The organism is Sinomonas sp. ASV322 (assembly GCF_030908245.1).
Classification (GTDB): domain Bacteria; phylum Actinomycetota; class Actinomycetes; order Actinomycetales; family Micrococcaceae; genus Sinomonas.
Genome location: NZ_JAVFJJ010000002.1, coordinates 91,328 through 112,111 on the forward strand (window position 1 = coordinate 91,328; position 20,784 = coordinate 112,111).

Here is a 20,784-nt window from a genome sequence, read left to right on the forward strand (position 1 = left end):
GAGCCATCTGCCGTGTTCGAGCGTCTCGACACCAGATTACCGTTTGTGCAAAGAATCGGGGGATTCAATGCAAACTCCATCCATCCGCAGAGCCACATTCGCGACTCTTGCGACTGCGATGATGCCCATCTCGATCATCCAGCCAACCAATGCCGCTCCAGCTTCAATATTCGACCAATCGACCCTGCTCGGCCGCACGAACCCAAGCCTTCTCGAGCAATCTGTCCCGGCATCGACGACACGTCAGGATGCCGTGGGGCAAAGGCGAACTACGCAGAACGGGGTGGATGTCACTCTCCCCCGAACCGCATCGGGTGAATTCAGGTTGAGCTCTGGAGACCGGTCGGTCGCCTTGCGCGTAGGCCACCATGGAGACGCCATAACTGCGCCGGACAACACAGTTCGATACGACCCGGGCGACGACTACTTCACGACAGCGATCCCCAAGACTGATGGCTCGCTCCAGCTCGTGACTACTGTTGAGAACGCAAATGCCCCACAATTCTTCAGCTACGACCTTCGCCTCCCAAGCGGCTCTCAAATCTCGAAGAGCGAGAAGGGTGGCCTTGTCTTCACATCGCCAGCCGGCAAGTATTTGGGCGAGGTCCTGCCGCCGTGGGCCAACGACGCGACTGGCCGACCACTGGAAACCTCCTATGAGGTTCAAGGAAACCGACTAATTCAACGCGTACTGCACTCAAAGTCTGGCGCAGTCTATCCCGTCATCGCTGATCCGTGGTTCGGGATCGACCTCTATCGGACGCCTTGGGTGAGCTCCGCCTCGGCCGGATACAAGATCAACGTTCAGCCCACCTTGTGGGGGACCCAAGCGGCCAGCATCGCGACCTGGTGGGCGCACAGAGATGAAGTCGTCAGCAAGCTCGGCGGGAATGCGTATTTGTGGACGAACTCAATTCAAGAACAGTTCTACTGTCATATCGCGGGACTTCCATTGTCGATACGCGGCGACGGCACTTACAACATGGAAAGTTGGCGACCTGTGATGAATTGGGCCGAGCAGGCCCCTTGGAACTGCAATTACCCAGAAGGGGGCTACGGTTCTTTGTAGAAGGGAGCGGACTTGTTTTCGAGCACGGTTGACGGCACGAGATGGATAGCACTGGCGCAGGCGTGGATCAGCGTGAGCCTGGTCGCGATGGCCGCGTGTATGGGTTCGTCTGGTTTCGTGTCATACATGATCCGATTCAGCATTGTCGAGGACAGGATGGACCGCATGGATCAAGCGCTATACCTCGAACTCATCAAGATGACTGCGACTGAGAAGCAATACCTCGCCGCCGGAGCCATGGCTGGTTTGATGTCAGTAGGGGTCGCCATCAATGCCTACAGATGGCATCAGAAGGTTCAGGCAGGCATTCGGGCGGGAAAAAGGAACTGGAACGCTCTCCTTGTCACGGTGATAGTGATGACAGCCGCCAGCTTCCTGTGGTCCAGCTTTGGTGGCCCGCTCGCCTACCTGGGGTGGTTCGCCGGCACCGCTGGACTCATCGGATCTGCAGTCATCCTCTCGACCCGGGACCGGATGGCCGAAACCTGACAAACGTTTACGCCATCACGCCTCAGCGCCGATTCGAGCCCCCAATAGCCCGAATCGGCGCCGAGCTGTTGCCGGATGAGTCGCGCCGCCACCTCTGCAGGATGCTCACTCTGCGGAGGTGATGGTGCAACCGAACAGGCGGCCCGACCGCGGCTGGCCGGCCCCGCTACCGAGCCGACCAGCCGCCGTCCATGGTGTAGCTCGCGCCGGTGACCATTCCGGCGTCGTCCGAGGCGAGCCAGCACGCGAGCGAGGCGACCTCCTCCGGCTCGACGAGCCGCTTGATCGCCATCTCCGTGAGCATCACCTTCTCGAGCACCTCCGACTCGGGGATTCCGTGCGTCGCGGCTTGGTCCACGATCTGCTTCTCGACAAGCGCCGTCCGCACGTAGCCGGGGTCGATGCAGTTCGACGTCACGCCGCGCGGAGCGCCCTCAAGCGCCGTGACTTTTGAGAGGCCCTCGAGCGCGTGCTTGGCTGTGACGTACGCGCTTTTGAACGCCGAGGCGCGGATGCCGTGGACCGAGCTGAGGTTGAGGATGCGGCCCCAGCCCTGCTCGTACATGTGCGGGAGCGCCGCACGGATGAGGAGGAAGGGCGCCTCGACCATGAGCCTCTGGATGCGCCGGAAATCGTCTGGCGCGAACTCGTGGATCGGCGCGACCTTCTGGATCCCGGCGTTGTTGACGAGGATGTCGCAGTCGAGCCGCAGCGATTCGAGCGCGGGGGTGTCGAGGAGGTCAACGGCCCACGCCTCGCCCCCGAGGTCGGCGGCGAGCTTCTCGGCCGCGTCGCCGTCGAGGTCCGCGATGACGACGGCGGCGCCCCGCTCCGCGAGACCCCTCGCCACAGCCGCGCCGATCCCCGATGCGCCGCCTGTCACGAGGGCCTTGCGTCCCGCCAGTCCGCCGCTCATGAGCGGCCCACTCACGCGCGGGCCTCCGCGCCGTTCGGGGCGGCCTCTGCGCGGGCGGCGTCCGCGGTGTCGAGCGCATGGAGCGATGCGCCGCGCGTCTCCCGAAGGGCGATGACGGCCACGGTCGTGATGATGCCCGCGATGAGCAGATAGAGCGCCGTCGGCCACCATGAGCCGGTCGACTTGAGCCATTCGGTCGCGAAGACGGGCGCGAGCGAGCCCGCGACGATCGAGGTGACCTGGTAGGAGATCGAGACCCCGGAGTAGCGCATGCGGGTCGGGAACATCTCCGCCATGATGGCGGGCTGGCCCGCGTACATGAGGGCGTGGAACACGAGGCCGACGATGATCGTCAGGAGGATGACCCACGTCTCCTTCGTGCCGAACGCGGGGAACGCCCAGAAGCCCCACGTCCCGCCGAGGACCGCGCCGGCGAGGTAGACCGGCTTGCGTCCGACGCGGTCCGCGACACGGCCCACGATCGGGATGACGATGAAGTGGCACACGTGGGCTATGGCGATGACGCCGAGGATCGCGCCCGTGTTCATCTTGAGGCCCGTGCCGAGGTACACGATCGAGAACGTGACCACGAGGTAGTACATGATGTTCTCGGCGAAGCGCAGGCCCATGCCGGTCAGAACGCCCCTCGGGTACCGCTTGAGGACCTCGAGGACGCCGTAGCCTGCGGCCTTCTCAGAGTCGAGCTCGGCCTTCGCCGCTTGGAAGATCGGGGCGTCGGTGATCTTCGTGCGGATGTAGTAGCCCACCAGTACTACGACGGCCGAGAGCCAGAACGCGACCCGCCAGCCCCATGCGAGGAAGCCCTCGGCGGGGAGCGTCGTCGTCATGATCCACAGGACCGCGGTCGCGAGGACGTTGCCGACCGGGACGGCTGCCTGAGGCCACGACGCCCAGAACGCGCGCTGCGAATCCGGCGCATGCTCCGCGACGAGCAGCACCGCGCCGCCCCATTCGCCGCCGAGCGCGAGCCCCTGGACGAAGCGGAGGGTGACCAGCAGGATGGGGGCCCACACGCCGATCTGCTGGTACGTCGGGAGGCAGCCCATGAGGACGGTCGCGACGCCGATGAGCATGATCGTGATCTGCAGGGTCTGCTTGCGGCCAAGACGGTCGCCGATCTGTCCGAAGACGATTCCGCCGAGCGGGCGGGCCACGAATCCGACGGCGTACGTGAGGAATGCGGCAATGATCGCGTCGTACTCGTTGCCCATCTTCGGCAGAAGGACCTTGTTGAAGACGATCGTCGACGCCGTCGCGTACAGGAAGAAGTCGTACCACTCGACGACCGTCCCGGCCATCGACGCGGAGACAATCTTCGTGAGTAGCGATCTGTCGACGGCGACGACGCCGCCCGAGCGCTGCGTTGAGCTCATGGTTCCCTCCGGTGTCTGCTGTGACACTGCACCGTGGCCCTGTGATGCGGACCACTCGAACTCTGTCAGTATCCTTGCGCAAATTTGTCGCATCAATGACCAGTACCGCAGGGATACTGTGCAAATCTGCAGATTCTTCCGGCGCGCGGGGCTACATTGAGTCCATGACGACGGCGTCCCCCTCCCCCGATCAGCTCCTCGTGCTCCTCGAGGTCTCGCGGGCGGGCAAATTCACGACGGCGGGCGAAACCCTCGGCCTCAACCACACGACCATCGCGCGCAAGATCGCGGCCCTCGAGAAGGCCCTCGGCGGCCGGGTCCTCGCCCGCGCCGCCGGCGGCTGGGAGCTCACGCCCCTCGGCGAGCGCGCGGTGGGCGTCGCGACCCAGGTCGCGGACGCCGTCGCCCGCTTGGCGCCCGGCGCGGACGACCCGGTCACCGGCGTTGTGCGCATGACCGCGACGGACGGCTTCAGCGCGTACATCGCCTCCCCCGCCGTCGCCGAGCTGCGCCGGGAGCACCTGGGACTGGCCGTCGAACTCGTCACGGTGACGCGACGGGCGCTCCAGCAGCGCTCGGGCGTTGACATCGAGGTCGTCGTGGGCGAGCCGCAGGTGCATCGGGCCGAGGCGATCCGGCTCGGCGAATACACGCTCGGGATGTACGCATCCCGCGAGTACCTTGCACGGCACGGCACGCCGCGGACCCCGGAGGAGCTCGCGCGGCACGGCCTCGTGTACTTCGTCGACTCGATGCTCCAAGTCGACGACCTCGACGCGCCTCGCCGCCTCGCCCCCGAAATGCGGGACGGGCTCACCTCAACGAACGTGTTCGTGCACGTCGAGGCGACGCGGGCGGGCGCGGGGGTCGGCTTCCTGCCGTGCTTCATGGCCGATCGGCACCCCGACCTCGTTCGCCTCCTGCCCGACTATTTCCGGGAGCAGCTTCCGTACTGGATGGTCGTCCGGCCGGACGCGATGCGGCAGCCGGCGGTCGCCGCCGTCGTTGGCGCCCTCCGGCGGAAGGTGGCGGAGTTGCGGCCCTTGCTCATGGGCACGCCGCGCAGGGGCGCGGTCGACGACGACGGGACCGACGACGGCGCGTGAGTGGCCACGCGTGAGGCGAGACCTGGCCAGGTCTCGCCCAACCCGTGGCCAGATCCCGCCTACTGGATCCGGTCGCGGCGCGGCTGGCTCTGGCCGATCCAGGTGCGGGTCCGGGCATCGTCCCAGAAATGCGCCGGGACTCCCCCGCCGAGCAGCCGGCGCGTGAGGGCGGCCGTCCCGTCGATCGGGGTGCTGCTCGCGGCCATGACGATGTTCCCGAAGCGACGCCCCTTGAGCATTGCCGGATCCGCGACGACCGCCACGCACGGGAACACCTCGGCGATCGAGGCCGCCTCCTCGCGCGCCGTGACGTGATCCGGCGCGCTGCCGATGTTGGCCACGAAGAGGCCGTCGGCGGCGAGGAGGCGGGCGGAGGCCTGGACGAATTCGACCGTCGAAAGGCTGTAAGGGGTCCGCGAGCCCGCGAAGACGTCGCGGACCACGAGGTCTCGCGTGCCGGGCGTGAGCGACTCGGTGACGGCGCGGGCCTCCCCCACGCGGAGGCGGAGGAATGGCGCCCTCGGGAGGTCGAACCACTCACGCACATACTCGGCAAGCTGCCCATCGAGTTCGACGACGACCTGCCGCGCGTCCGGGTAGGCGGCCGCGAGGTAGCGGGGGATCGAGCATCCGCCCCCACCCTGATGCAACGCGCGAAGCTGATCCGTCGCCTCGGGCGGGAACCGGTCCTCCACGAGGGCGACGATCCACCGCATGTACTCGAAATCGAGGCGAAGCGGGTTGCTCAGCACGACGTGCGAACTCTGGACCCCGTTGATCTTGAGGAGCCAGCCGTCGGGCGAATCGCCGTCGAGGATGAGCTCCGCGGTGCCGGTGTCGATCGGGTACAGGCCCGGCGCCGGCCCGTTGGACGGAGAACTCGGGCGCCCGCGCCGGCTCGAGCCTCCCGTGCGACCAGCGCTCATCGCCGCACCATGCGGATCTCGGCGAGCTGCCGCCCGTCGAGCTCGTCGAGCTGCCGCCCGCCGTCGGGTGCGAATCCGAGCTTGGAGTAGAACGCGATCGCGCGAGGATTGTCCTCGAACACCCACAGGAACGCCGGTCGGCCTCCGATCACGCGATCCATGAGCGCTTGCGCAAGGCCAGTGCCGTGGGCCTCGGCGAGGACATACACGGTGTAGACCTGCTCGGCCGTGGGGGCGTCCTGATCGAGGGCCGGCCCGGCTCCTGCCATCCCGACGATGCGCCCGCGCGAGCGGCCGACCGCGAAGTGCCGCCCGCCGTCGTCCGCAAGAATGCCGCGCCAGCGCTCGATGCGCGCGGGGTCGCCACCTAGCCCCGCGAGGAATTCGGCCGAGAGCAGGTGTCCGTACGCCTCGCGCCAGCCCTGGTCCTTGGCCGCGAGGAGCTCTTCGGCGTCCTCGGGCCCGGCGTCGCGGATCTCGAAGTCCATGAATCCACGCTACCGGCCCCGACCCCGTGCCGTCGTGTACGCGTTCCGGCGGAGCATCGGCTGCTCGGACAGCGACACACCGGTAGATCCGTGGCGCCGCGCCGCAACGTGGCGGGTGCCTTCGTGTACGCGTACAGGACGGCACGGGCGGTGCTGGCTAGGGGACGCGGGCGGGAACGCCTGCGGGACGCGTCAGCGGACGACGGCGAGCGCGAAGCCGTCCCAGCCCTTCGAGCCGACGGTCTGGATGACGGTCGCGTCGAACGTCGGCCCGCCGAGGAGCTCGAGGGCGGCCACGATGCTCGGCGCGTTGGTCTCGTCGCGCGAGGGGTCAAGGAGCGAGCCCTCCCACACTGCGTTGTCCACGACGACGACCGTCCCCGGCCGCCCGAGCCGCACGGCCCATTCGAGATAGTTCGAATTGTTCTGCTTGTCCGCGTCGATGAACACGAAGTCGTACGGCCCTTCGAGCCGGGGCAGAGTATCGAGGGCAGCGCCCACGTGGACGTCGACGCGGTCGCCGAGCCCCGCCGCGGCGAGATTCTCGCGCGCGACGTCGGCGTGCTCAGGCAGGTACTCGAGCGTGTCGAGATGGCCGTCCTCAGGCAGGGCCTGCGCCATCCACACGGTGCTGAAGCCCGCGAGCGTGCCGATCTCGAGCACGCGCCGCGCCCCGCTGATCTGGACGAGGAGCGCCAGGAGCTTCCCCGAGGTCGGCTGGACCTCGATGGGCGGCATCCCGCGCTCGACGGCGGTGCTCAAGGCCCGCTCGTGCTCCGGCCCGGGCTTGACCACGGTGTCCGTTAGCCAGCGTTCGACGTCGATCCATTCAGGCTGCGCGAGATGCTCGATCATGCGGCCAGTCTCACCCGCGCGGGCTCGCCGTGGGAAGGGGCTCAGCCGCGCTGCTCGGCGATCGCCCGCTCAAGGCGTTCGACCTTGCCGTCGAGCTCGCCCGTGTGCCCGGGCCGGATGTCCGCCTTGAGCACGAGGGAAACCCGCGAGCCGTAGCGGCCAACTGCCTCCGTGGCCCGCTTGACGACGTCCATGACCTCGTCCCATTCGCCCTCGATCTCGGTGAACATCGAGCTTGTCCGGTTCGGGACGCCAGATTCGCGCACGATCGTCACGGCGGCGGCCACGGCGTCGTGCACTGAATCCGACGAAAACGACGAAGCCGGGGAAGCAGACGACGCCGAGTGCCCGGCCTCCGCTGGGCGCTCGCCGGACGGGGCGACGGAGAAGGCAACGATCATGCGACCAGTCTCGCACGGGCCGCGGGGGCCGCCAGCCACATAGTCGCGCGAAAAATGCCGCATTCCCGTGTGGGACGCTTCACATGAACGAAACCGTTACTCTCGGTAGATACGGTGTAGGCATGCAGTACGAAGGAGCGTGGCGGAAGCCCATGCGCGCGGATGCGGCCCGCAACATCGAGAAGATCATCACAGCGGCGCTCGAATGCTTCCGCGAGGAAGGCCCGCACGTCTCGCTCAAGGCCGTGGCCGATCGGGCCGGCGTGGGCCCGGCGACGCTCTTCCGCAACTTCGCCGACAAGGACGAGCTCGTCCTCGCGGCCATCGAACGGCAGATCAAGCTCAAGGTCGAGCCGGTGGCCGAGCAGGCGCTCGCGAATCCGGACGCGGCGGCCGGGCTCGTCGAGGTCCTCGGCGCGGTCATGCAGGTCGCGAACGAAGAACATCATCTGCTTTCCGCCGTCGCAGGCCGGCGCCAGCTCCTCGTCGGGCTCGCGGGCAAGCTCATCGAGTCCCTGGGGATCCTCCTCAATCGCGGGCAGGAACAGGGGACGCTCCGCGAGGAACTGCGGCTCCTCGACATGGTTCGGCTCGTTGCCATGCTCATCGGCGTCGGGGACACCGTGGCGCCGGGGTCGACGGCGTGGACACGCTATGTCGCACTCGTCGAGGACGCGATCCGCACGCATCGCGAGCCGCGCCCGCTACCACCTCTCGAGGCAATTCCCGAGGTCGACCTTCCACTCTGACACGATCCTTCACCCGCGACAGGGAGAATGTTCACCTCAACCTGTCGCCAAAAGTCCAATCCTGCGACTAATGTCTCGCTCATGCACCTTATGAGTACATACAACGACAGCGCCGCGAGCGCGGCCGCCATGGGGATTGCCTTCGTCTCCCTGATCTTCAGCCTCGTCATTGGATTTGCCGTCACGGGCCTCGTCTTGATGGGGGTCTTCCGAAAGGCCGGCAAGCCCACGTGGGCTGCGTTCGTTCCCTACTACAACGTCTACCTCCTCCTCGACATCGTCGGCCGCCCGTCCTGGTGGATCTGGCTCTACGTCGGCGCCTCGGTCTTGGCCTTCATCCCGTTCATCGGCTTCCTCGCGTGGATCGGCGTGCTCGTCCTCCAGATCTTCGTCATGAACGATCTCGCGAAGTCCTTCGGCAAGGACACCGCGTGGACGGTCGGCCTCGTCCTCCTGCCTGTCGTCTTCGTCTCGATCCTCGGCTACGGCCAGTCGCCGTACCTCGGCCAGGGCGCGCTCATGGGCCCGCAGGCCCAGGGGTTCTACGGCCAGCAGCAGGGCTACCAGGCGCCGCCGCAGCAGTATGGCCAGCAGCCGCAGCAGGGTTACCAGCCCCCGCAGCAGTACGGCCAGCAGCCGCCGCAGCAGCCGGGCGAGCCCGGGGCGCCGCAGCAGTAACCCCTTTCGACCAGGCATTCTCAACGGCCCCGGCGGGCCTTGGCGGTTCGGTACCGCCAGCTCTCGCCGGGGCCGCAGTCTTTCACGCGAGCGGGATCAGCCCCAGCCGATGAGGCGCAGTCCGGCGGCCGCAGCCGCGCCCACCAGGACGACGACGAGGAACGGCGCCCGGAGCACGAGGGCGACGGCGGCGGCGGCCAGAGCGCCGAGGCGGGCGTCGACCGCGATCGCCTGCCCGTGCGCGACGGCGTTGACCGCCGTGAGGGAGGCGAGGAGCCCGATCGTCATGGTTCCCGCGATGCGGGTCATGCGCTCGTTCTCCATCCAGCGCCGCGGCAGGAGATAGCCCAGAAGCTTGATCGCATACGCGGCACCGCTCGCGAGGATGACCCACGCCCAGAGGTTCATTCGGCGTCGCCCTCCGCCCGCGCGTCGCGCGCGTCTCGGGGCTCGTGCGCGGTCTCGCGCCCCCTATGGCCGTAGGGGTCCACATCGGGCTCGAGACCTTCGACCTCAAGGGGACGCCCCGCCGTCGCCCGCGCGTGGCTCACCCACCCGAGGACGGCGGCGACGAACGCCGCCACGAGAATCGGGACGCCGGGCGGGACGAAGGGGACGGCAAGAACCGTTGCGAGCGCACAGACGACGGCGATCGCGGCGGGTTCGCGGCCTTTGAGGCGTGGCCACAGGAGGCCGAGGAATGCGGCCACGGCCGCGCCGTCGAGCCCCCATTGCTTCGGGTCGCCGAGCGCGTTGCCGGCGAACGCACCGACGGCGGTGAAGATGTTCCACAGGACGTAGATCCCGAGGCCCGCGGTCCAGAATCCGCGCCGCTGCTCGAGCCGCTCGCGCTGGCCCGAGGCTGTCGCGGTCGACTCGTCGATCGTGACCTGCGCCACGGCGAATCGACGCCAGCCGCGGGGCGCGAGCATCGCGTTGAGCTGCATCCCATAAACCGCGTTGCGGATCCCGAGGAGCGTCGCTGCCGCGGCGGCCGCCGCACCCGCGCCGCCTCCGCCGACGACGCCGATGAAGGCGAACTGCGAGCCGCCCGTGAACATGAGCAGGCTCAGGGCGATCGTCTGGAGAATGCTCAGGCCTGACGCGACCCCGAGCGCGCCGAACGAGACCCCGTAGAGGCCCGTCGCGACGGCGATGGACAGCCCGACCCGGAACCCAGGTGACGAGCGAAGCGGAACGGGGGCCGCGCCGTCGTCCGGTCCGCCCGCCCGCTGCGGATGCCCGTCAGACAACGGCCGCGCGCACGCGGTCGAGGACCTCGGCCGGCCGGTTGGTCGTGATCTCCTGGATGCCTGTGGCGAGGCAGTGGTCGACGTCCTCGGGCTTATCGACGGTCCACACGCGGAAGCGGCGGCCGTCCGCGAGCCAGTCGCGCACGCGGTTGGGGTGATTGCGCACGTAGCCGATGCCCGGCCCGGCGATGCCGGCGTGGCCGCCGTCGAGGATCGCCTCGGCCTCGGCCTGCGCGGCCTTGAGCATGTTCGCGACGGCGCCGCCCGTGAGCCGGCCGAGCGCGAGGTCGGCCCGCACGTCGTCGAGGTGGACGTCGTCAACGAGCATGCACACGTGCTCGGCCGGAACGCGATCGAGGAGGTAGCGCACCGCGTCCGCGTCGAAGCTCATGAAACTCACCAGGACATTCCCGAGCTTCGAGGTCCACGCGTCCCAGCCGCGGTCGGCGAGGATGCCGAGCACGGTGTCCTCGAGCCTGAGCTGGTAGGGGCTCGGGTGCTTGAGCTCGATCGCGAGACCGATCTCGCGCCCGGCGTCCGCGAGGAGGTCGAGTAACTCCGGCAGCGTGAGGAGCTGCTGGGTCACGGCACCGTACTCGACGGGGATGCGCGCCCCCTTCCACGACGAGAAGTCGAGGTCGCGCAGCTCGTCGAGGGTACGGTCCGCGACGGGTCCCGTGCCGTTGGACGTGCGGTCAAGGTTGGGGTCGTGGAGCAGGACGACGTGCTGGTCCCGGGTGAGGTGGACGTCGCATTCGACGCCGTCCGCGCCGTCTGCGATGGCTTGGAGATAGGCGGCGCGCGTGTGTTCGGCGAACTGGGCGCTCGCACCGCGATGGGCGTACACGAGGGGGCGCTCGGTAGTCATAGTTCTAAGCTAGCCGACTTCCGGGCGCCCCCTCGCCGCGCAATTGTCGGGATATGCCGGGTCAAGGGGCTCTGCACCCAGCACTGTCCGACAATTGCGCGAGGGTTAGACCACGATGCGCGGCCGTGCGCGTTCGAGGGCGATGAAGGCGACGAAGCCGATGCCGCAGCCGATGAACCACGAGTAGTCGGAGATCCACTTGGCCTGGCCGATGAGGCTCGGGACGAGGCCGGAGGCGATCGAGGGGACGCCGGCGATGATGGTGGCCCACACCGCGTTGGGATTGAAGCCGTTGACGAACCAGTAGCGGCCGGTCGGGCTCATGGTGTACATCTCCTCGACCCAGACCTTCTGGCGGGAGATGACGAAATAGCCGGCGATGAGGATCCCGAACAACGGCCCGATGAGACCGCCGAGGATGCCCAGGGACCACTGGATCGCGGTCGGGTTCGAGTACCAGTTCCACGGGGTCAGCAGGACCGAGCCGACGGCGGCGATCATCCCGCCGGCGCGCCAGGAGATCTTCTGCGGGTTCACGTGGGAGAAGTCGAACGCCGGGGAGATGAAGTTGGCCACGATGTTGATGCCGACGGTCGCGGTCACGAAGGTCAGCCCGCCCAGGATGGTCGCGAACGGGGCGTCGATCCGGGAGACGGTCTCGATCGGATCGGTGATGAGCTCGCCGAACACCGGCACGGTCGCGGAGGCAGTGATGACGGTCAGGAGCGAGAAGAAGAGGAAGTTCACGGGAAGGCCCAGGAAGTTGCCCTTCTTGACCTTGTCGAAGGACTTCGCGTAGCGGGAGAAGTCGCCGAAGTTGAGCATCGGACCGGAGAAGTAGCTCACCACGAGCGCGATCGCCGAGAGCATGACCGGGATGGAGGCCCCGAAGTCGAGGGTCTTGCCCACCGAGAGGTTCAGGGAGACGTGGTCCCAGCCGGCCTTGGACACGAGGTAAATCGCGAGGAGGACCATGACGACGTAAACCGCCGGGCCGGCCCAGTCGACGAAGCGCTTGATCGCCTCCATGCCGCGCCAGAACACGAACCCCTGGGCGACCCACAGGATCGCGTAGGCGATGTACCCCAGCGCCGAGAGGCCCAGGAAGCCGTTCCCGTTCACCGCGAGCGGGGCCAGGGAGGGCCAGAACTTGAGCATCACGATCACGAGCGACTGAGAGGCCAAATACGTCTGCACCCCGTACCAGGCGATGGCGATGGAGCCGCGGATGATGGCCGGGATGTTCGCGCCCTTGACCCCGAAAATCGCGCGGTTGATGACCGGGTACGGCACGCCCGTGACCTGGCTGGGCTTCGCAACGAGGTTGCAGAAGAGCTGCACGATCACGATCCCGACGACGAGCGCGACGAGCACTTGCCACGAGGCCAGCCCGAGCGCGAAGAGGCTGCCCGCGGTCAGGTACCCGCCGACACTGTGCACATCGGACATCCAGAACGCGAAGATGTTGTACGCGCCCCAATGCTGATCCTCGAGAGGAACGAGATCCTTGTTGGAGAGGCGCGGGTCGCGATCCGCGACGGTTGTCGTCACGGCAGGGGGTGTGGAGGTGGACATGTGTCCCGCCTTCCCGGGAGGTAGCGACGTGTTAAGCGGGCGCTTAACACCCCTCCACGGTAGAAACGCGGATCGCTCGTCCCGTTTCGCTCGTGTAAAGAGCGTGTGAAACCGTAGGACCACATTTCAAGCGTCGCAAGAAGGGGGCCCGGTGACCATCCCGGACGAAGTTGCGCAAGGCGTCGGGGCGCGCCTGAGGTCCCTGCGCGAATCCGCGGGCGTGACCCTCCGCGGCCTCGCCAAGAAGCTGGGTATCAGCCCGAGCGCCGTCTCGCAGATCGAGCGCGGGCATCTCCAACCGTCGCTCGGACGCGTCATCGCCATGACCGAAGCCCTCGGGGTCCCCCTCACGTCCGCCTTCGCCCCCGGAAGCCTTCCTCCCGGCGCGATCGTCCGCGCGGAGGGCGTCGTCGTCGCCCGCTCGGGAGACATCCGCGCCGTCCCGGTCCGCGGCGGGGTGACCATCCGGCGTCTCACGCCGCGCCCTGTCGACGGCGTCGAGTTCTTCGAGTCCGTCTACCCTCCCGGCTCCGCATCCAATGCCGGGGCCCCGGTCCAGCACGAGGGCCTCGAGCTCGGGACCGTGACCTCCGGGGAACTCACCGTGGAACTCGGATCGGAGACCCTGACCCTGTGCGCCGGAGACTCGATCTCGTTCCCGAGCACCACGCCACACCTGCTCTCGAACCGCTCCCATGACGACGCCGTCGCGACGTGGATCATCCTGCACTCCCCGGGCGGAGTCCCACGGACGCCGCAGGGCGATGACGGCCCTTCGCTTGTCAGCCCGCACGAGTAGGGTGAGGCGTATGGTGACGCTCGATCGACGCCGGAGGGATAAAGGGCTCAGGGATAAAGGGCTCAGGGATCGGCCGCAGAGGCAGGTCCGGCGCGAGCTGAGCCCCGCGGACGCCGAGCGTGCGGCCGGCCTCCGCAGCATGAAGACGATCGCCCTGAGCCTGCTCATCGCGATGGCCGTCGTGTTCGCGGTCGCGTTCGCGCTCCAGGCCCAGTTCCCGTGGCTCCAGTACATCCGGGCCGCCGCGGAGGGCGGAATGGTCGGCGCCCTCGCCGACTGGTTCGCCGTCACCGCACTCTTCCGGTATCCGATGGGGATCAAGATCCCGCACACGGCGATCATCCCGCGACGCAAGGATCAGATCGGCACGGCGCTGAGCAGTTTCGTCGAGGACAACTTCCTCTCGGCCGACGTCGTGCGGGCGAAGCTGGATTCGGCGGACATCGCGCGCAAGGCGGGCGCGTGGCTCGCGACCCCCGCGGGAGCCGAGCGGGTCGCGCGGGAGGGCGCCGCCGTCGTCCGCGGAGCCTTTACCGTGCTCAATGACGACGACGTCCAGACCGTCATCGAGGGGCTCGTCCGCAAGCATCTGCTCACCCCGCCGTGGGGGCCGCCCCTCGGGCGGCTCGCCGAGCGCGTGTTCGAGGCGGGGCACCACCACCGGCTCGTGGACCTCCTTGTGGACCGTGCGGCGGAGTGGGTCGCCGGGAACTACTCGATCGTCACGCGGGTCGTGACGGACCGCTCGCCCTCGTGGGTGCCGAACTTCGCGAACGAGCTCGTAGGCGACAAGGTCTACATCGAGCTCTCCAAGTTCGTTGCCGCAGTGCAGGCGGATCAGAATCACCAAGTGCGCAAGTCGATCGACAAGTACCTCACGGATCTCGCGCGCGACCTCCAGTTCGAACCGGCCATGATCGCGCGGGCAGAGAACCTCAAGGGCCAAATCCTCGGCGACCCCGAGGTCCGAGACCTCGCTCGCCGCACGTGGACGACCATCAAGCACGCCCTCCTCGACGCCGTCAACGACCCGCACAGCGAGCTCTACCAGCGATTCACGACGGCGGTGCGGGACTTCGGCGCGAGGCTTGTCGCCGAGGACGAACTCGCGGGAAAGGTCAACGCGTGGATCGGAGACGCCGCGGGCTACATCGTCGCGACGTACCGCTCAGACATCGCGGGCGTCATCGAGGACACGATCGCGCGCTGGGACGCCGAGGAGACATCACAGAAGATCGAGCTCCAAGTCGGGCGGGACCTCCAGTACATCCGGCTCAACGGAACCATCGTCGGGGCCCTCGCGGGCATCCTGATCTATGCCGTGGCCCACGCAGTATTCGGCGGCTGACAACCCGCTCACTGAGTGCTGAATATCATTATCTTGACAATATTCTCTAGCCATTGACCCTTTTTCTGTCGAAGTTAGAAAATGGCACTGCGTGCGCGCGCATCCCACTTTCCATACTTCCTATGAAGGGACAGGGATGGTCATGGCCGAAGAGCCGACTGGCCGTCAGGAGCTCGACGAGCTTATTGCAGGTGCTGCCGCACTCGGCACCCTCGCAGCCAACGAAGAGGCGTTCCGCGCCGCCGTCGACGCGTTCCGTGCGCAAGACGGCGAGTCGATGGCCAGCCTGCTGGCCCGACATCAGCTCACCGAACAATGCGAAATCATCTGCCGGTGGCTGCGCAGCAAGGAAACCGTTCTGCTGTGCCTCGAACTCGCGGGACCGCCGCCCGAGGAGATCGTGCAGGATGCGTTCGGATTCGCCCAGGTCGTCGCGAAAATAGCCGCCGACGAAGAATTGGTCGAACTTCTCGCGACCGCCGTGACAGAACGGAGCCGCGCGTCCTGGGACAGCCTCGTCCACCAGGCCGACGCCTCTCGGTTCAGCCACGAGCTGTGCCATTGGGCCTCGGCAGTCCACTACCGCCTCGTCTGCGAGGTGGTCTGCAATCCGCAACCCGTGGTCGAACGGCCGAGCCTCGTCGATGAACTCTCGGCTGCCGGGCGCGCTATCGGCGCACTCGCCGCAGACCGTGAGCTCTTCGCCGAGGCCGAGAAGGCCGTCATCGCCGACCTGTGTCTGGGACTCCAGGACGTCCTCGAACGGGCCTCGCTCGGCCCGTGGTGTCGGCTCGTGTGCGAGTGGTTCTGCAGCTGGCGGTGCTTCCTGCGGTGCATCGAGCTCTGCCGGAGGTTCCCGCTCCCGCTGCCCGAATCGCCGATTGGGGAGATGCTCGAATTCGCACGGGCGACGGCGGCGCTCCCCCAGGCGGGCCTCGAACGGCTCGCGGCCGCGGCCCTCCGCGGCGACGCGGAGCTGGTGGGCGAACTCGCGAAGGAGTTCGGCTACGAGCGGTTCTGCCTCCAGTTCTGCCACTGGGTGTGCCTCCTGCGCTGCACGCGTTTCTGCTTCTGCGTGTGCCCGCCGCGCAACCTCGGCATCTTCACGAAGATCGGCGCGCTGCACTACGCAACCGACGTCCACAGCGCTCCCGGCAGCACGGGCCTGACCGTCGCCGACGCGCGGGCCTTCTACTCGACGCTGCGGCTCAACGGCGGGCTCTCGCTCGTCGACGGCGCACCGCTCGTCGAGTACCGCTTCGAGACCGTCCACACGAACTCGGACGGCAGCACGCTCGCGGACGGCACACCGATCCTCCCGACGTCATGGCAGCCCGTGGTGCCGGCGCAGATCGCGGCGACAGAGATCGGGGTGTTCGAGCGTCCCCTTGGCGTCTTCCCCTTCTTCGAGGAGATCCGCGTCGTCGTCAACGGCTCGACTCCCGGGGACTTCAACATCACGCCGAGCCCCGACGGCTGGATCAAGGTCCCGCCCATGTTCCCGGTGCCGCCCATGGTGCCGGTGCCGGACCCGAACTGGCGGTTCTACCCGGGGGACGCACTCATCAACTTCATGACGCCGACGCTCCCCTACACGGCCTCGGTCGACGAGACCGGCGTCGTCGCGGGCGCCTCGGCCAACGCGCCGCTCATGACGGACGTCCACTACGGCGTCCGGATGCGGCTGCGCAATCAGGGCACGAGCGGCTCGGGCACCGACGCCGGAACGTGTTCGCACATCGCGATCAACAACACGCTGTACAACAACGTGTCCCACCACCCGTACTGGCCTGGTGGCCTGTTCGGGGCATCGAACGAACTCGCGGTCTCGGACATCGGAATCGAGGAGCTCCGGGTCAACCCGTGCTCCACGCTCTCTGATTCGCTCACGGTCAAGTTCACGGCCGCGCATTCGCATCTCGGCGCCGTCTCGGCCAAGCTCGAGGGCCCGGGCGGTCCGTTCGCGTTCACGCTCATGCCGGACGCGGGCTCGACGGCCGGCGCGAACCTCTACGGCGACGCAGTGCCCGCGGGCGGGTGGTCGTTCGGGTCGCTGGCCCCGTGCGCGTACCTGCTGAGCCTGAGCGTCGAGGTCCTCCTCACGACCGGCGACAGTGTTCCGTACCCGCCGCTCACTGACTACATCGCGTTCTGCAAGAAGTAGCACCCCGGGTCCGGGCGCCCCCCCCCCCCCCCCGCGGGGGGCCCGCCCCGTCGGGGTCGCGACAACGGCACATCCCCCCCCCCCCCACCGGGTTTACTTCACTACTCCCCCCCCGGGGCCCGGCCCCCCCCCCCCCGGCGGGGGGGGCGCCCGGCCCGTTCGGCTTCGCGACAAGGCGACTTCCCGACGCCGCCATCGGGGTACTGAGCCTACGGCGCCTCGGGGTGCAGCCGGGCGCGACGCTCCTCGATCTCCCGCTCGACGGCCTGCTCGGGAGTCTCGCCGACCCGCGACCCCGCCGGGGCGATCGGCGGCACGGCCTCGGAGATGGCAAGCGGGGCCGGGCCGAATGCGATGCGCGTAGACCGCACGACGGCGCGGCCCATGGCGTGGTTGCCCATCCCACCCACGACGGCGCCGATGCCGAACGGAAGGGCCCGGCCAAGGACGGCCCCGGTCTGCTTGCGCAGGAGCCACTTGAGGAACCGCTCCTGGACCTGGCGCTGGACCATGCGCGCGACCGGGCCCGGAAGCGAGCGGTTGATCACCGCTCCCCACACCCCGCGGGCGCCCGCGCCAGTGCCGAGAGCATGGCCCGTGACCGCGCTCAGGAGCGCCGTGCCCTCTTCCCCGAGCATGATGGCCATAACCGTGGTCCGCGCCCGCTCGGGGTCTTCGAGGTGGATGCCATGGAGTTCCGCGACGGACGCCGCGAACAGGGCCGTCCCCTCGAGGAATCCGACGGTTGCGGCGGCAGAGAGGCCGAGGGACACCGCAGTGCCGACCCCGGGCACCGCCGCGCTCCCGCCCACCGCGGCGCCCGTTCCCGTCACGAGCGCTAGGTAGTCCCGCTCGAGCCGCCTCTGGAGCTCCGCCGAAGTTTCGTTCGGGTGGCGGTGCCGCATGCGACGGAGGTTAGCCACAACGAGGGGCCGTTGAACGTCGACGGCGCGCACAAGCACACGCTGGAGGCCCGGCCGCGCTTGGCCGTCCCGGTCGAGCACGGCTCTGTGGGCGGTGTCCTGGGCGATCTTGAGGGCAGGGTTCTTCCTCGCCATGAACCCAGCCTAGTGGCGGGCATTGAGGACGTAATGCCTCAGGAACACCGAGACGTCCGCGATCTCCCGCCTGCCGATGCGGTGCCCCATGCCCGGATACCTCCGGGCGGTGAGTCGGGTGTGGGAGTCGAGCCATTCGGCGGTCGCCTCGACCGCGTCCGGATGGATGACGACGTCGTCGGGGTCGCGGCCCCAGAAGAACGCGGGCGGCTCGGGGAGGCTCTCCGTGAGCGAGAGGATTTCGTTGTCGAGCACAAAGCCAGAGAGGCCGACGACGGCGGAGAACGCCTCGGGCTTGAGGCGCACGAGGGTGCTCGCGAGGGCCATTCCCTGCGAGAAGCCGAGGAGCGCGACGCTCGAATGGGCTGCCCGGACGGTGTTCACCCAGGCCTGGACCGCCGTCGTCGTCGCCATGACCTCGGCGAAATCGTTGGCGAGGAAGTAGTCGAGGAGGAACCACCCGCGGTCGCCGCCCACGTCGAGCGGGCCACGCGGGGCCGCGAGCGTGAACTCTGGCGGGAGCCCTCCCGCGGCGGCGAGGATCGATTCGGGATTGCTCCCGTAGCCGTGAAGGAGGACGACGAGGGGGGTCCCCTCGCGCTGGCCCTCGGGGCGGGACCACACGACGTCGAGCGGACGCACTGGCATGGGGTTCAGCGTAGCGACTCCCTCCCGTTGCGCCGTCAGATCTGCGCAGTAGATCTGACGGCGCGACGGAGAGCACCCGCTCAAAGTGACGGCGCAACGCAGGTTCTGTGTTTGTGTTGGAACCCGTTGACAAACCAACATAAACGAAGATAGAGTCAATCAAACAAAGTTAGCTGTGACGAGGACCACACCCCAGGTGAGGGCCGCAAGGACAAGGACGTTCGATGCAGATGTTCGCCGAGGAGCGCCAAAGGCTCGTCGCCGCGCGGGTCGCGGAAGCCGGCCGAGTCAGCGTCACCGAGCTGGCCGAGCGCTTCGCCGTCACGACGGAGACCGTGCGCCGCGACCTCGCGGCGCTCGAGCAGGCGGGCGTGCTGCGCCGAGTGCACGGAGGCGCCGTCCCGGCCGACGACGTCTCGACCACCGAGACCACGCTCTCCGAGCGCCTCGTCCAGCACTTGCCGCAGAAGCTCCTCATCGCCGAAGCCGCGGCACAGCTCATCGCGACGAGCCGGCCGGGCAGTGTCCTCCTCGACGCGGGCAGCTCGACCGAGGCGCTCGTGGACGTCCTCCTGCGGATGCGGCCCTCGAGATCGAACGGAGCGGAGCAGCACATCATCACGAACGCGCTTCCGATCGCCGACAAGCTCGCCGCAAGCCCCGCCCACGCCGTCCACCTCCTCGGGGGGCGCATCCGCGGGCTCACCAAGGCGGCCGTCGGACCGGAGACGATCGACGCCGTCGAACGCCTTCGCCCCGATCTCGCCGTCATCGGCACGAACGGCGTGGACGCGGCGTTCGGACTCAGCACACCCGACACAGATGAGGCCGCGGTGAAGGCCGCGTTTGTACGCGCGGCGCGTCGCGTCGTCGTCCTCGCCGACGGGAGCAAACTTGGCGTCGAGACGCTCGTGCAGTTCGCGCGGCTCGATCAGCTCGACTCGCTCGTCACCGACGCCGATCCGGAGCCGGATCTCGCGGCAGCCCTTGACAAGGCAGGAGTGGAAGTAGTGAAGGCAGTAAATCCATGATCGTGACCCTGACTGCGAACCCGAGCCTCGACCGCACGGTCGAGCTGGGCGGACCGCTCCTCCGCGGAGAGGTGCAGCGCGCCGTCGCCGTGCGGCAGGAATCCGGCGGCAAGGGCGTCAACGTCTCCCGCGCGCTCGTGGCCTCGGGCCTCGAAACCGTCGCCGTCCTCCCGGGCGACCCCGCGGACCCCGTGCTCGCGGGGCTCGAGGCCACCGCCGTCCCGTTCGCGGCCCTCCCGATCGGCCAGGCGCTCCGCTCCAACGTGACGCTCACCGAGCCCGGCGGGGTGACGACCAAGGTCAACGAACCCGGCCCCCAGCTCGACGCAGACCAGCAGGCGCAGCTCCTGGCCCTCCTGGTCAAGGAGTCCGGCGGAGCGACCTGGGTCGTGCTCGCGGGATCGCTACCGCCCGGCGTCCCGACCGAGTTCTACACGACCGCGGCCGAGCGCCTGCGCGCCGAATTCGGCGACGACGCCCCGAAGATCGCGATCGATTCGTCCGGAGCCCCGCTCGCCGCCTCCCTCGGCGGGCGCCCGGACCTCCTCAAGCCCAACGCGGACGAGCTCGCCGAGCTCGCCGCGCTCGTAGGCCTTCCCGACGTCGGCACCCCGGCGGAACTCGAGGCCTCGCCGGAGCGGGCGGCCACCGCCGCACGCTCGCTCGTGGAAGCGGGGGTCGGCGCGGTCCTCGCGACCCTCGGCGCGAAGGGAGCCGTCCTCGTGACGGCCGACGGCGCGTGGTTCGCCGCGCACTCCCCTATCAAAGCCGTCAGCACCGTCGGTGCGGGCGACTCCTCGCTGGCCGGGTACCTCCTGGCCGACATCTCCGGAGCGGACGCCGAAGGCCGACTCCGCCAGGCAGTCGCGCACGGCGCGGCCGCCGCCTCCCTGCCCGGGTCAACCGTCCCGGCAGTCAACCAGACCGATCCCTCCGCCGTGACCATCACGGCTCTCACGAAGGACTGAC

At 68.4% G+C, this 20,784-nt stretch carries 22 protein-coding genes; 10 read left to right on the plus strand and 12 right to left on the minus strand.

The features are described from left to right. Positions 1–121 precede the first annotated feature (121 nt). Positions 122–1,069, plus strand: coding sequence for a DUF2599 domain-containing protein (locus tag RBS12_RS03160; RefSeq protein WP_307964612.1), 948 nt, complete (start codon positions 122–124; stop codon positions 1,067–1,069). 117 nt (positions 1,070–1,186) lie between these two features. After that, the gene (locus RBS12_RS03165; RefSeq protein WP_307964613.1) at positions 1,187–1,558 is read left to right on the plus strand and encodes a hypothetical protein; all 372 of its coding nucleotides are present in this window, start codon (positions 1,187–1,189) and stop codon (positions 1,556–1,558) included. Positions 1,559–1,724: 166 nt separating this feature from the next. Here RBS12_RS03165 and RBS12_RS03170 read toward each other — a convergent pair whose 3' ends face one another. Further along, complete coding sequence (locus tag RBS12_RS03170; protein WP_307964614.1) at positions 1,725–2,474, minus strand: 3-hydroxybutyrate dehydrogenase; 750 nt, start codon at positions 2,472–2,474, stop codon at positions 1,725–1,727. Positions 2,475–2,485: 11 nt separating this feature from the next. Then, entirely contained in the window at positions 2,486–3,868 is a 1,383-nt protein-coding gene (locus tag RBS12_RS03175; protein WP_307964615.1) for an MFS transporter, read from the minus strand. Positions 3,869–4,032: 164 nt separating this feature from the next. Between RBS12_RS03175 and RBS12_RS03180 the strand changes: the two genes are divergently transcribed. Beyond that, positions 4,033–4,974, plus strand: coding sequence for a LysR family transcriptional regulator (locus tag RBS12_RS03180; RefSeq protein ID WP_307964616.1), 942 nt, complete (start codon positions 4,033–4,035; stop codon positions 4,972–4,974). Positions 4,975–5,033: 59 nt separating this feature from the next. Here the strand turns inward: RBS12_RS03180 and RBS12_RS03185 are convergent, their stop codons facing one another. The 4 genes from RBS12_RS03185 to RBS12_RS03200 form a co-directional block, all read right to left on the minus strand. Beyond that, positions 5,034–5,900: a fused MFS/spermidine synthase gene (locus tag RBS12_RS03185; protein ID WP_307964617.1), complete on the minus strand. Its 867-nt coding sequence runs from the start codon at positions 5,898–5,900 to the stop codon at positions 5,034–5,036. After that, positions 5,897–6,388: a GNAT family N-acetyltransferase gene (locus RBS12_RS03190; protein ID WP_307964618.1), complete on the minus strand. Its 492-nt coding sequence runs from the start codon at positions 6,386–6,388 to the stop codon at positions 5,897–5,899. Before RBS12_RS03190 ends, RBS12_RS03185 begins: the two co-directional genes overlap by 4 nt. A gap of 192 nt (positions 6,389–6,580) precedes the next feature. Then, positions 6,581–7,243: an O-methyltransferase gene (locus RBS12_RS03195; RefSeq protein ID WP_307964619.1), complete on the minus strand. Its 663-nt coding sequence runs from the start codon at positions 7,241–7,243 to the stop codon at positions 6,581–6,583. A gap of 41 nt (positions 7,244–7,284) precedes the next feature. Further along, positions 7,285–7,644, minus strand: coding sequence for a thiamine-binding protein (locus RBS12_RS03200; RefSeq protein ID WP_307964620.1), 360 nt, complete (start codon positions 7,642–7,644; stop codon positions 7,285–7,287). Positions 7,645–7,766: 122 nt separating this feature from the next. On the opposite strand from RBS12_RS03200, the gene RBS12_RS03205 reads away from it, so the two are divergent. Continuing rightward, complete coding sequence (locus RBS12_RS03205) at positions 7,767–8,393, plus strand: helix-turn-helix domain-containing protein (RefSeq protein WP_307964621.1); 627 nt, start codon at positions 7,767–7,769, stop codon at positions 8,391–8,393. Positions 8,394–8,483: 90 nt separating this feature from the next. Beyond that, on the plus strand, positions 8,484–9,071 hold the full coding sequence (locus RBS12_RS03210; protein WP_307964622.1) for a DUF5684 domain-containing protein: 588 nt from the start codon (positions 8,484–8,486) through the stop codon (positions 9,069–9,071). 96 nt (positions 9,072–9,167) lie between these two features. On the opposite strand, the gene RBS12_RS03215 is transcribed toward RBS12_RS03210, so the two are convergent. The 4 genes from RBS12_RS03215 to RBS12_RS03230 all read right to left on the minus strand — a co-directional run bounded on the left by RBS12_RS03215 (position 9,168) and on the right by RBS12_RS03230 (position 12,767). Continuing rightward, on the minus strand, positions 9,168–9,479 hold the full coding sequence (locus tag RBS12_RS03215; RefSeq protein WP_307964623.1) for an AzlD domain-containing protein: 312 nt from the start codon (positions 9,477–9,479) through the stop codon (positions 9,168–9,170). Next, a complete protein-coding gene (locus RBS12_RS03220; protein WP_373886469.1) occupies positions 9,476–10,324 on the minus strand; it encodes an AzlC family ABC transporter permease in 849 nt (282 codons plus the stop codon). Before RBS12_RS03220 ends, RBS12_RS03215 begins: the two co-directional genes overlap by 4 nt. Continuing rightward, complete coding sequence (locus RBS12_RS03225; RefSeq protein ID WP_307964624.1) at positions 10,317–11,192, minus strand: glycerophosphodiester phosphodiesterase family protein; 876 nt, start codon at positions 11,190–11,192, stop codon at positions 10,317–10,319. The genes RBS12_RS03220 and RBS12_RS03225 overlap by 8 nt, the downstream gene beginning before the upstream one ends. A gap of 105 nt (positions 11,193–11,297) precedes the next feature. Further along, positions 11,298–12,767, minus strand: a complete 1,470-nt coding sequence (locus tag RBS12_RS03230; RefSeq protein WP_307964625.1) for an NCS1 family nucleobase:cation symporter-1 — start codon at positions 12,765–12,767, stop codon at positions 11,298–11,300. Between the two features lie 151 nt (positions 12,768–12,918). Here RBS12_RS03230 and RBS12_RS03235 point away from each other — a divergent pair, with 151 nt between their 5' ends. The 3 genes from RBS12_RS03235 (at position 12,919) to RBS12_RS03245 (ending at position 17,078) form a co-directional block, all read left to right on the plus strand. Then, entirely contained in the window at positions 12,919–13,566 is a 648-nt protein-coding gene (locus tag RBS12_RS03235) for an XRE family transcriptional regulator (protein ID WP_307964626.1), read from the plus strand. Positions 13,567–13,705: 139 nt separating this feature from the next. Further along, positions 13,706–14,914: a DUF445 domain-containing protein gene (locus tag RBS12_RS03240; RefSeq protein WP_307964627.1), complete on the plus strand. Its 1,209-nt coding sequence runs from the start codon at positions 13,706–13,708 to the stop codon at positions 14,912–14,914. Between the two features lie 142 nt (positions 14,915–15,056). After that, on the plus strand, positions 15,057–17,078 hold the full coding sequence (locus RBS12_RS03245; protein ID WP_307964628.1) for a hypothetical protein: 2,022 nt from the start codon (positions 15,057–15,059) through the stop codon (positions 17,076–17,078). Between the two features lie 209 nt (positions 17,079–17,287). On the opposite strand, the gene RBS12_RS03250 is transcribed toward RBS12_RS03245, so the two are convergent. Further along, a complete protein-coding gene (locus tag RBS12_RS03250) occupies positions 17,288–18,136 on the minus strand; it encodes a hypothetical protein (protein ID WP_307964629.1) in 849 nt (282 codons plus the stop codon). Positions 18,137–18,145: 9 nt separating this feature from the next. Next, positions 18,146–18,784 (minus strand): phospholipase, encoded by a 639-nt coding sequence (locus RBS12_RS03255; protein WP_307964630.1) that lies wholly within the window; start codon positions 18,782–18,784, stop codon positions 18,146–18,148. Positions 18,785–19,014: 230 nt separating this feature from the next. Here RBS12_RS03255 and RBS12_RS03260 point away from each other — a divergent pair, with 230 nt between their 5' ends. Beyond that, complete coding sequence (locus RBS12_RS03260) at positions 19,015–19,815, plus strand: DeoR/GlpR family DNA-binding transcription regulator (RefSeq protein WP_307964915.1); 801 nt, start codon at positions 19,015–19,017, stop codon at positions 19,813–19,815. Then, on the plus strand, positions 19,812–20,783 hold the full coding sequence (locus RBS12_RS03265) for a 1-phosphofructokinase family hexose kinase (RefSeq protein WP_307964631.1): 972 nt from the start codon (positions 19,812–19,814) through the stop codon (positions 20,781–20,783). Before RBS12_RS03260 ends, RBS12_RS03265 begins: the two co-directional genes overlap by 4 nt. Position 20,784 lies beyond the last annotated feature (1 nt).

What these genes read in the sequence shown, in the direction of transcription:
- RBS12_RS03160 (WP_307964612.1), top strand. Translation starts at nt 122, where the DNA reads ATGCCCATCTCGATCATCCAGCCAACCAATGCCGCTCCAGCTTCAATA.
- RBS12_RS03170 (WP_307964614.1), bottom strand. Translation starts at nt 2,474, where the DNA reads ATGAGCGGCGGACTGGCGGGACGCAAGGCCCTCGTGACAGGCGGCGCA.
- RBS12_RS03175 (WP_307964615.1), bottom strand. Translation starts at nt 3,868, where the DNA reads ATGAGCTCAACGCAGCGCTCGGGCGGCGTCGTCGCCGTCGACAGATCG.
- RBS12_RS03180 (WP_307964616.1), top strand. Translation starts at nt 4,033, where the DNA reads ATGACGACGGCGTCCCCCTCCCCCGATCAGCTCCTCGTGCTCCTCGAG.
- RBS12_RS03185 (WP_307964617.1), bottom strand. Translation starts at nt 5,900, where the DNA reads ATGAGCGCTGGTCGCACGGGAGGCTCGAGCCGGCGCGGGCGCCCGAGT.
- RBS12_RS03190 (WP_307964618.1), bottom strand. Translation starts at nt 6,388, where the DNA reads ATGGACTTCGAGATCCGCGACGCCGGGCCCGAGGACGCCGAAGAGCTC.
- RBS12_RS03195 (WP_307964619.1), bottom strand. Translation starts at nt 7,243, where the DNA reads ATGATCGAGCATCTCGCGCAGCCTGAATGGATCGACGTCGAACGCTGG.
- RBS12_RS03200 (WP_307964620.1), bottom strand. Translation starts at nt 7,644, where the DNA reads ATGATCGTTGCCTTCTCCGTCGCCCCGTCCGGCGAGCGCCCAGCGGAG.
- RBS12_RS03205 (WP_307964621.1), top strand. Translation starts at nt 7,767, where the DNA reads ATGCAGTACGAAGGAGCGTGGCGGAAGCCCATGCGCGCGGATGCGGCC.
- RBS12_RS03210 (WP_307964622.1), top strand. Translation starts at nt 8,484, where the DNA reads ATGAGTACATACAACGACAGCGCCGCGAGCGCGGCCGCCATGGGGATT.
- RBS12_RS03215 (WP_307964623.1), bottom strand. Translation starts at nt 9,479, where the DNA reads ATGAACCTCTGGGCGTGGGTCATCCTCGCGAGCGGTGCCGCGTATGCG.
- RBS12_RS03225 (WP_307964624.1), bottom strand. Translation starts at nt 11,192, where the DNA reads ATGACTACCGAGCGCCCCCTCGTGTACGCCCATCGCGGTGCGAGCGCC.
- RBS12_RS03230 (WP_307964625.1), bottom strand. Translation starts at nt 12,767, where the DNA reads ATGTCCACCTCCACACCCCCTGCCGTGACGACAACCGTCGCGGATCGC.
- RBS12_RS03240 (WP_307964627.1), top strand. Translation starts at nt 13,706, where the DNA reads ATGAAGACGATCGCCCTGAGCCTGCTCATCGCGATGGCCGTCGTGTTC.
- RBS12_RS03245 (WP_307964628.1), top strand. Translation starts at nt 15,057, where the DNA reads ATGGCCGAAGAGCCGACTGGCCGTCAGGAGCTCGACGAGCTTATTGCA.
- RBS12_RS03250 (WP_307964629.1), bottom strand. Translation starts at nt 18,136, where the DNA reads ATGGCGAGGAAGAACCCTGCCCTCAAGATCGCCCAGGACACCGCCCAC.
- RBS12_RS03255 (WP_307964630.1), bottom strand. Translation starts at nt 18,784, where the DNA reads ATGCCAGTGCGTCCGCTCGACGTCGTGTGGTCCCGCCCCGAGGGCCAG.
- RBS12_RS03260 (WP_307964915.1), top strand. Translation starts at nt 19,015, where the DNA reads ATGTTCGCCGAGGAGCGCCAAAGGCTCGTCGCCGCGCGGGTCGCGGAA.
- RBS12_RS03265 (WP_307964631.1), top strand. Translation starts at nt 19,812, where the DNA reads ATGATCGTGACCCTGACTGCGAACCCGAGCCTCGACCGCACGGTCGAG.